Here is an 11,922-nt window from a genome sequence, read left to right as displayed (position 1 = left end):
GTGGGCGCGCCGCGGCACCCCGCGCTCTATCAGATCAACACGCGCGTCTGGCTGACCGACCTGTCGCGCTCGCGGGGCCGGCCCGCCACGCTGGACGACGTGCCGGACACCGAGCTGGATCGCCTGGCCGGCCTGGGCGCCGACTGGATCTGGCTGCTCAGCGTGTGGAGCACGGGCCCGGCGGGCCGGCGGATCTCGCGCGAGAACCCCGAGTGGCGCCGCGAGTTCCAGGCCACGCTGGCCGATCTCCGCGAGGAGGACATCGCCGGCTCCGGCTTCGCCATCACCGGCTACACGGTGTCGCCCGCTCTGGGCGGCGACGCGGCGCTGGCGCGGATGCGTGAGCGGCTCAGGGCGCGCGGCCTCCGGCTCATGCTGGATTTCGTTCCGAATCACACCGCCCTCGACCATCCCTGGGTCGAGGACCACCCGGAGTACTACGTCGCGGGAAGCGAGGCGGATCTCGACAAGGCGCCGCAGAACTACATCCGGGTCCAGCGGAAGCGCGGGACGATGATCATCGCCCACGGACGCGACCCCTACTTCGACGGCTGGCCGGACACGCTGCAGCTCGACTATTCCAATCCGGCCACCCAGGCCGCGATGATCGGCGACCTGCTGAAGATCGGCGGCCAGTGCGACGGGGTACGCTGCGACATGGCGATGCTGGCGCTCCCCGACGTCTTCGAGCGCACGTGGGGCCGGCGCGCGCCGCTCTTCTGGCCGGAGGCGACGCGGCGGGTGCGGGAGCGCGCGCCCGGATTCCGCTTCATGGCCGAGGTGTACTGGGATCTCGAGTGGACCATGCTCCAGCAGGGCTTCGACTACGCCTACGACAAGCGGCTCTACGACCGCCTGCGGGAGGGGCACGCGCGCCCGGTGCGCGAGCACCTGTGCGCCGGCCTCGACTACCAGATCCGGCTGGCGCGGTTCATGGAAAACCACGACGAGCCGCGCGCGGCCGCGAGCTTTCCCACGGGCATGCGGGAGGCCGCCGCGATCGTCACCTTTCTCTCGCCGGGCCTGCGCTTCTTCCACCAGGGCCAGTTCGAGGGCCGCACGAAGCGGATCTCGCCGCACCTGGTCCGCGCGCCGAGGGAGACGGTGGACGCGACGATCGAGCGGTTCTACGGCAAGCTGCGCACCGTGCTGGCCCAGCCGGTGGTGCGGGACGGGCAGTGGCGTCTGCTGGAATGCGCGGCGGCGTGGGACGGCAACGGGACGTGGGACGGCTTCATCGCGTGGTCCTGGGAGATGCCGGACGGCCCGCGGCGGCTGGTCGTCGTCAACTACGCGGGTCATCAGGGCCAGTGCTACGTCCGCCTGCCGTTCCCGGATCTCGAGGGGCGCTCGGTGTCGCTGCGAGACCTCATGAGCCCGGCGCGCTACGACCGCCACGGCGGCGAATTGCTCTCGCGCGGGCTCTATCTCGATCTGCCTTCGTGGGGCTACCACGTCTTCGACGTCGGGCGGGCGTGAGACGAGATGACCGCGCTCCTGGACCGACTCGAGGAGCTGCTCCCCGCCGTTCAGGAGCGGGAAGCGGGCGACCCGGAAGCCTACCCGGCCAGGACGGTGGCCGACCTCTACGCGCTGGGCGTGCCCGGCGCGCCGTTTCCGGTCGTCCTCGGCGGCCACGACGGCTCCCTGCGCGACGGCGTGCTGATCGTGGAGCGGCTGGCCGCCGCGTCCCCGGCCGCCGCGCTCCTCATCAGCATGCCGCTGGCCCTGGCCGGCTTCGTCGTGGCCGCGGCTGCGGCCGGGCCGGCCGTTCACCGGGCCGCGTGCGCCGCCCAGCTCGAGCGGGTCGCCGCCGACTATCGGGCGGGCCGGATCTACGCGGCCTGCAACTCCGAGAGGGGCGCGGGCGGCTCGCTGGCCGCGACGCAGACCACCGCCCAGCGGCACGGGGAGGGATTCCGGCTCACCGGTGAGAAGATCCTCGCCTCCTTCGGACGGCACGCGAGCCACTTCTTCTCCACCGCGAAGGTGAGCCCGGACGATCTGCCCGGCGCGGGAGCGGTGGAGGCCTTCTTCGTTCGGACCACCGCGCCGGGGGTGGAGATCCTGAACGACTGGGACGGGTTCGGCATGCGCCCGACCGAGAGCCAGACGGTGCGGTACCGCGACGCGGTCGCGGAGGCGCTCATCGGCTTCCCGAACTTCCTGGAGGTCGTGCAGCCCATCCCCTATGTCGTCCCCCTGTTCGCCGCCATCTCCCTCGGCTGCGCCCGGGGCCTGCTGCACGCGCTGGGCGTTCCGGCGCCGCGGTCGCCCGCGCTGCGGCTGCGACTGTCCGACGCCCTCATGCGTTACGAGGCGATGCGCGCGTACCTGCTCGAGACGGCGGACGGCTGGCGCCCCGCGGCCGGCCCCGCCTACGCCGCCCGCGCGGTGCGGGCCAAGACCTACGTCACGCAGGAGTCCACCCGGCTCTGTGCCGATCTGTTCGCGCTGAGCGGCGGCCGGCACTACCGGCGCACCAGCCCGGCGGCGCGCCTCCTCGCCGCGTCGTTCGCGGGCACCGCCCTGCGCCCGCCGTTGCCGCTGGCCCTCGACGCGATGATGGAGGGCTTCGGCCTCGAATGACGCCGCCAGGCTCGGCGCGGTGAGTGCCAATGGCCAGCTGACCGTGGCCGGCATGGACGACGCCCTGATCGCTCGCCGCCCGCCGTTCGTGCCCGACCGCATCGAGGAGGGCCGTCGGTGATGTCGGCGGCGCGTTTCGACGGGGGGTGTGGGCTCGGCAGCCGTGCCGTCGATTTCGTGCTGGCCCATGACCGCAGCGCCGTGTTCCGGTTCGCCGCCCTGCAGTCGACCGCGGGGCAGGCGGCGCGGGCGCGGCATCGGCTGCCATCCGACCGCAGCGACTCGATGGCGCTGCTCGCCGACGGGCGGTGCTATCGCGACTCGACGGCGGTGCTCGAGATCTTGCGGCGCCTCGGCTGGCCGTGGGCGTTGCCATGGCCGCTGGTGCTCGTGCCGCCGCCGTTCCGCGATCTGGTCGACGAGCACGTTGCCGCCCGCCGCTATCGCTGGTTCGGCCGGCTCGACGCGGGCCGGCTTCCCACCGCGGCCGAGCGCGAGCGATTCGTGTCCTGAGGGCGCGTGGCCAGCTAGCCGAACTCCGACGTGGACGACGCGCTCATCTTCCACCGCCTGCAGTTCGCGTTCACCATCGTCTACCACTATCTCTTCCCCCAGCTCACCATGGGGCTGGCCCTGTTGATCGTGCTCATGAAGGCGCGCGGGCTCGCGCGGGGCGGGGAGCGGTGGAACGACGCGGCCCGCTTCTGGATCCGGATCTTCGGCATCAACTTCGCGGTCGGGGTGGTCACCGGCATCCCCATGGAGTTCCAGTTCGGCACCAACTGGGCCCGGTTCAGCCGCTACGCGGGCGGGGTGATCGGCCAGACGCTCGCGATGGAGGGACTCTTCGCGTTCTTCCTGGAGTCGAGCTTCCTGTCGGTGCTGGTGTTCGGGGAGCGGCGCCTCTCACGGGTCGGCCACTTCCTCGCCGCCGTCGCCCTCTTCGTGGGCAGCTGGGTGTCCGGCTACTTCATCATCGCGACCAACGCGTTCATGCAATACCCCGTCGGCCACGGGGTCGCGGCGGACGGAACACTGCGGCTGGTCGACTTCCGGGCCTTCGTGCTGAGCCCGTGGGCGCTGGTGCAGTACGCGCACAACATGGTGGCCGCGGTCGTCACCGGCGCGTTCGTGGTGGCCGCGGTGGGCGCCTACTACACGCTCGCCGGACGGCACCTGCCGACGGCACGGCTCTTCCTGCGGCTCGGCGTCGCCACGGGCCTGGTCGCGAGCCTGCTCGTCGCGGTCACCGGCGACCGGCAGGCCAAGCTGGTCGCGGCCCACCAGCCGGTGGCGCTGGCCGCCATGGAGGGCCACTTCGAGACGTCGACCCACGTCGGCCTCGTCATCATCGGGCAGCCCAACGTGGCGGAGCGCCGGCTCGACAACCCGGTGGTGATCCCGTGGGCGCTCTCGTTCCTGGCCTACGGGACGTTCCACGCCGGCGTGAAGGGCCTCGACGAGTTCCCGCCCGAGGTGTGGCCCGACAACATCGAGCTGCTCTACTACGCTTTCCACATCATGGCCGGCATCGGCACCATCCTGACCGCGATCGCGCTGCTCGCGGCCCTGCTGATCTGGCGGGGACGGCTGGAAGGGAATCGCCCGATGCTCTGGATCCTCATGCTCGCGTTCCCGCTGCCGTACATCGCCAACACGGTCGGCTGGATGACCGCCGAGCTGGGTCGTCAGCCGTGGCTCGTCTACGGCCTCTTCCGCACCGCGGAGGGCGCCAGCCCCACCGTGCACTCCGGCACGGTGGTGTTCACGCTCATGGGGTTCTGCGGCATCTATCTGGCGCTGGGCATCCTGTTCGTGTACCTGATCGGGCGCGAGATCGCCCACGGCCCGGGGCCGCTGGCCGAGGGCGCGCCGGCCGGCCCGGGAGCCGCCCATGTTTGAGCTGTGGTACGCCATCGTCGCGCTCATGTTCGCGATCTACGTGGCGCTCGACGGCTACGACCTGGGCGCCGGCATCCTGTCGCCGCTGGTGGCGCGCACCGACGCCGAGCGGCGCCAGGTGCTGGCCGCGATCGGTCCCTACTGGGACGGCAACGAGGTGTGGCTGATCGCGGGGGGCGGCGCGCTGTTCCTGGCCTTCCCGCGGGTGCTGGCGTCCGGGATCTCCGGCTTCTACTTCGCGATCTTCCTCCTGCTCTGGTGCCTCATCGGGCGCGGCCTCTCCATCGAGTTTCGCAGCCACGTGACCGATCCGCTCTGGCGCGCGGCCTGGGACTTCATGTTCGCGGCGGCCAGCACGCTGCTCGCGGTGTTCCTGGGGGCGGCCTTCGGCAACCTGATGCGCGGGGTGCCGCTCGACACCAACGGCTGGTTCGCCCTGCCGCTCTTCACCGACTTCACCGCGCGCGAGCCGGTGGGCATCCTCGACTGGTACACGATCCTGACCGGGCTGTTCGCGCTGGTGGCGCTGGCCGGTCACGGCGCGCTGTTCCTGGCCTGGAAGACCGACGGCGCGGTGCAGGAGCGCAGCCGTCGCGCCGCGCACCGGCTGTGGATCGCGGTGGCGGCGCTGTGGCCGGTGGTCACGCTCGCCAGCCAGGCGGTGAACCCGGCGCTCTTCCCGGGCATGGGGCGCCGCTGGCTGGGCATCGTCGCGGTGGTGGCGGCGGTCGCGGGGATCGCGACCGTGTTCCTGCGCATGACCCGGGGCACCGGGCTCGGCGCCTTCGTGGGCTCGGGGGCCTTCCTGCTCGGCATCATCGGGGCGAGCGCGGCGTCGTACTTCCCGGTGATGCTGCGGGCCACCGGCGGCGACGCGCTCTCGATGACCGCCTACACCGGCGGCGGCGACGAGGCGAGCCTGCGCATCGCGCTCCGGTGGTTCCTGGTCGGGCTGCCGCTCGCCCTTGCCTACTTCGTCATCGTGTTCCGCCTGCACCGGGGCAAGGCGGTGGCCGCACGCGAGGGCGAGGGGTATTAGATCGGAGGGGGCGACTCGATCAGAACGGGCTCCGCCCTTCGGGGCCCGCTGCCGAAACCTCCCCCGAAGAGCACGATTGCGCGGGCCAAGCCCGCGCTCGAACGGAGGTTGCTCGGACGCGCTGCTCGTTCGATGCCGCGCGGTGCGCGCGGCTCAGACGGTTTGCGCGATCTGAGATCCTGCCGGCAGCGTGGCGTCGCGCCAGTCGGCGTCGCGCGGGAGCACCGCCTCCGCGGCGACCAGGCTGCCGTAGGTGGGCGCGATCGCGCGCGGGGCCCCGCCGTCCTCCACCGTCTTCACCGCCTCCAGCAGGAGCCGGCGCGCCTGGATGACCGCGCGATCGGCGGGACCGAGGTGCTCGCGGCTCCGGTCCACGATGGGGCCCATGCTCTCCTGGATGGCGCGGTCCTGGGTGTTGATGCCGTCGATGCCGGTGAAGCTCTCCGTCTTCTGCACCTGGCGGTCGAGCAGATAGTCGTTCTGCCGGTTCCGCTTCGAGCGGAACGTGGCCTGATCCACGTCGAGCGGGCCGTTGCCGAGCCGCCGCTCCAGGCGGTCCTCCTCGGTGAGCGGGGCGTCGGTGGTGCTGAACTCCCAGTTGAAGACCATGGTGGTCTCGTCGTCGATCGGCACCCACGTGTGCCCGGCCATCAGCGGCACGCCGCTCTCCGAGCGCGACGGGCGGATCTGGTGGAAGGGCAGGATGAAGTGATACGTGCGCACGTGGATGCTCCCCTCGTCGAGCGTGCGGATGCCCGCGTAGCGATAGCCGTAGTCGGTGACGTCCACCGCGAGGGTGGGCGGCTTGCCCCGCACGAACGGGTTATCGGGCTTGAAGCCGGGCCGGGTGGTGTTCGGGGTGAGCAGCCGATGCAGGATCGGCGCGTGCGAGGTGTCGATGCCGCCTTCGAGTCCTTGCAGCCAGTTCGTCTCCTGGATGACCTTGGAGACCGTGATGTGGCTGGCCGGGATGCGCGTCCAGCCGAAGGCGGGCGGCGCCGGCGTGCGCTCGGCCGGGCCGAGATAGGCCCACACCAGCCCGCCAAGCTCCAGGGTGGGGTAGGACGTGATGAAGATCTTCTCGCGGAAGGACTCGCTGTCCGGCTCGTTCATCATGTCCACGCAGCGGCCCTCGGTGTCGTACTTCCAGCCGTGGTAGACGCAGCGGAGCCCGCACGCCTCGTTGCGCCCGAAGTAGAGCGAGGCTCGCCGGTGCGGGCAGTACTCGTCGAGCAGCCCGATGCGGCCCTCGGTGTCGCGAAACGCGATCAGGTCCTCGCCCAGCATGCGCACGCGCACCGGGGGACAGTCGGGGGCGGGCAATTCGCGCGCGAGCAGCGCCGGGATCCAGTAGCGCCGCATCGTGATGCCCATCGGGGTGCCGGGGCCGACTCGCGTGAGGCGCTCGTTCTCCTCGCGTGACAGCATGTGCTCCTCCTTCGGATGGCTCGGAGGTCTCGGCGGCTTCCGGGGTTCTCGCGTCTAGGCCGCGACCTCGCGGCTCAGGTAGTCGACGGCTCGCTGTACGCCGCCCGCTCCGTGCGGGATGCCCAGCGCGGTCAGCCCCATCTCGACGGCGCCGAGCGTGCCGATCACCATCGGCGCGTTGACATGGCCCATGTGGGCGATGCGGAACGCGCGACCGGACAGCGGGCCGATGCCCACGCCCAGGACGACGCCGCAGCGATTGCGGCAGTAGTCGAGCAGCGGCTGCGGATTGCGGTCCGGCGTCAGCACGCACGTGATCGAGCTGGCCCGCTCCGCCGGTCGCGTCGCATTGATGGCCAGCGCCCGTGCCTCCGCCCAGCGGTCGACCGCCTGGCGCGTGGCCTCGGCGAGCAGCGCGTGCCGGCGCGCGGCGTGGTCGAGGCCCTCGGCCAGCAGCAGGTCGAGCGCCTTGCGCAGCCCGAAGAGCAGATGCTCCGGCGGGGTGCCGCCGTACTTCTGGTAGTGCGCCTCGCCGTCGCGAAACGTCCAGTCCCAGTAGCGCGTGCGCAGATCCGCCTTCTGGTGCGCGGCGTGCGCGCGCTCGTTGCCGGCGACGAAGGCCAGGCCGGGCGGGGTCATCAGGCCCTTCTGCGAGCCGGACATGGCGACGTCGACGCCCCAGGCGTCCATCTCGAACGGCATGCAGCCGAGGGAGGCCACCGCGTCGACCATCAGCAGGGCCGGATGCCGGGCCGCGTCGATCGCCCGGCGGATGGCCGGGATGTCGTTGACCACCCCGGACGCGGTGTCGATCTGCACGACCAGGATCGCCTTGATCTCGTGATCGGTGTCGGCCTCGAGGCGCTGGGTGACCGCCTCCGGGCTCACCGCGCGGCGCAGGTCGCCCTTCAGCACGTCGACCTTCACCCCCATGATCTTGGCCATGTCGCCCCAGCCGACCGCGAAGAGCCCGCTCTCGAGCACCAGCACCGTCTCGCCGCGCGAGAGCACGTTGCTCAGCGCGGCCTCCCAGCCCCCGTGCCCGTTGGCCGCATAGATGTAGACCCGGCTGTCGGTGCGGAAGACCTTCGACAGGTCCGCGTGCAGCGAGCGGGTGATCTCCAGCATGTCGCCGGAGTAGATGTCGATGGCCGGCCGCTGCATGGCGGCCAGGACGGCGTCGGGCACGTTGGTGGGCCCGGGAATGCTCAGGAACTCGCGGCCATTGGCGACGGTCATGTTCGGCCTCCCGGGCCTTACTGTCGCACGAGGCGCCGGCCGGGGGAAGATCCTCGTGGGCTCGCGGGTGATCTGGAAATCGCCTCCGAACGGTGGTGCAGCGGTTCCTGCGGCCGGGCGAAGGCACCCTCGGTCCGGAGCGAGTGCTGCCGGCGGCGACGAGCTACCTCGTGCACCTCGCGCTCTCGGGTGTGATCGGTCGGATGATTCGTCCTACCTCGGAGCCACACGTCGACCCGGGCCAGATCTGGGCGACCGAGGAATTCCGAGAGCGCCTCTTCGAGAAGCCCTCGCTCTGGCGCATGACGCCGGTCGCCGGGCCGGGGTCCGGCTGTATCGCCCGGGGTTCTGGTCGGCCGGTCCCCCGAGCGTCGCGCGAGATGGCCGGTCGCGTTACGTCACGTAAGACCAAAGTCCTATTCCCTCCGAGAATAGCTTCGCTACTATCGACGTCCAGCCTCCGGAGATGGAAGTCTGGCATGGCACGGAGGCGTTGCATGTCTCGAACTCCAAGGCATCCCGTCTCTGATCCGGCCCGGTGGCGTGGAGAAGGTTCGGAGAACTTTCCGGATTTCGTCGGGACTTCCCATCCGCGCATCGACGACGATTCCGGAAGTCCGACCCGTCCGCACCGCGGTCGGAGGAGGTTGAAGCGATGAGCGAGGAACTCGAGCAGGTCGCCGCGGCGCTGGTGGCCGACGGCAAGGGCATCCTGGCGGCGGACGAGACCGTCGGGACCCTGAGCAAGCGATTCGCCGCGCTCGGGATCCCGTCGACCGAGCAGAGCCGACGCGCCTACCGGGAGATGCTGTTCACCGCGGCGGGCGCGGCCGAGTTCGTCAGCGGCGTGATCATGTACGAGGAGACGATCCGCCAGACGAGCGCGTCGGGGACACCGCTCGCCGAGGTGCTCTCCGCCCAGGGCATCATTCCCGGCATCAAGGTCGATACCGGGGCGAAGCGGCTCGCCGGCTCACCCGACGAGACGGTCACCGAGGGCCTCGACGGGCTGCGCGATCGCCTGGCCGAGTACCATCGCATGGGCGCTCGGTTCGCCAAGTGGCGAGCGGTCATCCGGATCGCGGGCTCCCTGCCGAGCCCGGCGTGCCTGAGCGTGAACGCGCATGCGCTCGGCCGCTACGCCGCGGTGTGCCAGGAGCAGCGACTGGTGCCGATCGTGGAGCCCGAGGTGCTGATGGACGGCGCGCACGGGATCGAGCGGTGCGAGCAGGTGACCGGCGCCGTCCTGCACGCGGTGTTCGATGCGCTGTTCGAGCAGGGCGTGTCGCTGCCGTCGATGCTGCTCAAGCCCAACATGGTCATCGCGGGCGCGCGGTGTCCGCGCCCGGCCTCCGTGCCGGAGGTCGCGACCGCCACCGTGCGGTGCCTGCGGCGGCACGTGCCGGCGGCGGTGCCCGGCATCGTGTTCCTGTCGGGCGGCCAGAGCGACCGGCTGGCGACCGCCCACCTGAACGCCATCAACCAGCTTCCGGACGGCAAGCCCTGGAAGATCAGCTTCTCGTACGGCCGCGCGCTCCAGGACCCGGCGCTGCAGGCGTGGCACGGTCGTGAGGAGAACGTGAAGGCGGCTCAGGAGGCCCTCTATCACCGGGTTCGGTGCAACGGGGCGGCGAGCCTGGGGACCTACACCGAGGAGATGGAGACCGCGCTGGTTCCGAGCGGCCGAGCCGGCGAGTGGGAAGACGATTGAGGCGCGCGGCGCATCGCACGCCAGGAAAGAAGGAAGCGCGAGGAGGGCGCACGATGACGAAGACATTGTCCAGCAAGGAGCTGACTCTCCTGGATGCCTACTGGCGGGCCGCCAACTATCTGTCGGTCGGCCAGATCTATCTCTACGACAACCCCCTGCTCAAGAAGCAGCTGACCAAGGAGCACATCAAGCCGCGGCTGCTCGGCCACTGGGGGACCACCCCGGGGCTCAACTTCATCTACGCGCACCTGAACCGGGTCATCAAGGCGCACGACCTCGACATGCTCTACATCACCGGGCCCGGTCACGGAGGGCCCGGCCTGGTGGCGAACGCCTACCTCGAGGGCACCTACAGCGAGGTCTATCCGAACGTGTCCCAGGACGAGGACGGGATGAAGCGGCTCTTCACCCAGTTCTCCTTCCCGGGCGGCATCCCGAGCCACGTGGCGCCCGAGACGCCCGGCTCCATCCACGAGGGTGGCGAGCTCGGCTACGCCATCTCGCACGCCTACGGGGCGGCGTTCGACAACCCCGACCTGGTCGTGGCCTGCGTGATCGGTGACGGGGAAGCCGAGACCGGGCCGCTGGCGACGAGCTGGCATTCGAACAAGTTCCTGAACCCGGTGACCGACGGGGTCGTGCTGCCGATCCTCCACCTCAACGGCTACAAGATCGCCAACCCGTGCGTGCTGGCCCGGATCAGCCACGAGGAGCTGGACCACCTGTTCCGCGGCTACGGCTATACGCCCCACTTCGTGGAGGGCCACGAGCCCGAGAAGATGCACGAGCAGATGGCGACCACGCTGGACACCGTGGTCCGCGAGATCCAGAGCGTCAAGGCCGATGCCCGTCGCAACGGCTTCACCGGGCGGCCGCGCTGGCCGATGATCGTGCTCCGCAGCCCCAAGGGATGGACGTGCCCCAGGGAGATCGACGGCCGGCGCACCGAGGACTACTGGCGCTCGCACCAGGTGCCGATGGGGGAGATGCACGACAACCCGGCGCACGTGCGCCTGCTCGAGCAGTGGATGAAGAGCTACCGGCCCGAGGAGCTCTTCGACGACCACGGCGCCCTCAAGCCGGAGCTGGCCGATCTGGCCCCCCGCGGCACCCGCCGCATGAGCGCCAATCCGCACACCAACGGGGGCGGGGTCCTGCGGGATCTGCGCATGCCCGACTTCCGCGACTACGCGGTCGAGGTGACGACGCCCGGCGGCCCGGTGGCCGAGTCCACCCGGATCATGGGGCGCTTTCTCCGGGACGTCATGAAGCTGAACATGGACAGCCGGAACTTCCGGCTCTTCAGCCCGGACGAGAACAACTCCAACCGGTGGCAGGACGCGCTGGAGGTGACCAATCGCGCGTGGGTCGCCGAGACCTTCCCGTTCGACGACCATCTCGCCCCCGACGGGCGGGTGATGGAGATGCTGAGCGAGCATCAGTGCCAGGGATGGCTCGAGGGTTATCTCCTCACCGGCCGGCACGGCTTCTTCTCCTGCTACGAGGCGTTCATCCACATCATCGACTCGATGTTCAATCAGCACGCCAAGTGGCTGAAGGTCTGCAACCACATCCCGTGGCGCCGGCCCATCGCGTCGCTGAACTACCTCCTGTCGTCGCACGTGTGGCGGCAGGATCACAACGGTTTCAGTCACCAGGACCCCGGCTTCATCGATCACGTGATCAACAAGAAGGCGGAGGTGGTGCGCGTGTACCTGCCGCCCGACGCCAACTGCCTGCTCTCGGTCACCGACCACTGCCTGCGCAGCCGGAACTACGTCAACGTGGTGGTGGCGGGCAAGCAGCCGGCCCCGCAGTGGCTGACCATGGACCAGGCGGTCAAGCACTGCAGCGCCGGGCTCGGCATCTGGGAGTGGGCGAGCAACGACAAGGGCGCCGAGCCGGACGTGGTCATGGCGTGCTGCGGCGACGTGCCGACCCTGGAGACGCTTGCCGCCGTGCAGCTCATCCGCGAGCACCTGCCCGAGCTGAAGGTGCGCGTCGTCAACGTCGT

At 70.5% G+C, this 11,922-nt stretch carries 9 protein-coding genes; 7 read left to right on the top strand and 2 right to left on the bottom strand.

From position 1 onward, the window contains the following. The 5 genes from VKN16_06610 to cydB all read left to right on the top strand — a co-directional run bounded on the left by VKN16_06610 (position 1) and on the right by cydB (position 5,530). A complete protein-coding gene (locus tag VKN16_06610) occupies positions 1–1,479 on the top strand; it encodes an alpha-amylase family glycosyl hydrolase (protein ID HME93871.1) in 1,479 nt (492 codons plus the stop codon). 6 nt (positions 1,480–1,485) lie between these two features. Beyond that, positions 1,486–2,589, top strand: coding sequence for an acyl-CoA dehydrogenase family protein (locus tag VKN16_06605; protein HME93870.1), 1,104 nt, complete (start codon positions 1,486–1,488; stop codon positions 2,587–2,589). Between the two features lie 120 nt (positions 2,590–2,709). Then, positions 2,710–3,102, top strand: a complete 393-nt coding sequence (locus tag VKN16_06600) for a DCC1-like thiol-disulfide oxidoreductase family protein (GenBank protein HME93869.1) — start codon at positions 2,710–2,712, stop codon at positions 3,100–3,102. Between the two features lie 30 nt (positions 3,103–3,132). Continuing rightward, the gene (locus tag VKN16_06595) at positions 3,133–4,491 is read left to right on the top strand and encodes a cytochrome ubiquinol oxidase subunit I (protein HME93868.1); all 1,359 of its coding nucleotides are present in this window, start codon (positions 3,133–3,135) and stop codon (positions 4,489–4,491) included. Then, positions 4,484–5,530 (top strand): cytochrome d ubiquinol oxidase subunit II, encoded by a 1,047-nt coding sequence (cydB, locus tag VKN16_06590; protein HME93867.1) that lies wholly within the window; start codon positions 4,484–4,486, stop codon positions 5,528–5,530. The genes VKN16_06595 and cydB overlap by 8 nt, the downstream gene beginning before the upstream one ends. 153 nt (positions 5,531–5,683) lie before the next feature. On the opposite strand, the gene VKN16_06585 is transcribed toward cydB, so the two are convergent. Together VKN16_06585 and VKN16_06580 are read right to left on the bottom strand one after the other, a co-directional pair. Then, entirely contained in the window at positions 5,684–6,958 is a 1,275-nt protein-coding gene (locus tag VKN16_06585; protein HME93866.1) for a Rieske 2Fe-2S domain-containing protein, read from the bottom strand. Positions 6,959–7,012: 54 nt separating this feature from the next. Next, positions 7,013–8,197: an aminotransferase class V-fold PLP-dependent enzyme gene (locus VKN16_06580; protein ID HME93865.1), complete on the bottom strand. Its 1,185-nt coding sequence runs from the start codon at positions 8,195–8,197 to the stop codon at positions 7,013–7,015. Positions 8,198–8,852: 655 nt separating this feature from the next. Here VKN16_06580 and VKN16_06575 point away from each other — a divergent pair. Next, a complete protein-coding gene (locus VKN16_06575) occupies positions 8,853–9,908 on the top strand; it encodes a class I fructose-bisphosphate aldolase (GenBank protein HME93864.1) in 1,056 nt (351 codons plus the stop codon). A gap of 53 nt (positions 9,909–9,961) precedes the next feature. Continuing rightward, on the top strand, positions 9,962–11,922 hold a 1,961-nt coding region (locus VKN16_06570), incomplete at its 3' end, for a phosphoketolase family protein (protein HME93863.1).

The sequence above is a fragment of the Candidatus Methylomirabilota bacterium genome (assembly GCA_035315345.1).
Lineage (GTDB): Bacteria > Methylomirabilota > Methylomirabilia > Rokubacteriales > CSP1-6 > CAMLFJ01.
This window is presented reverse-complemented; position numbering and strand designations above follow the sequence as displayed.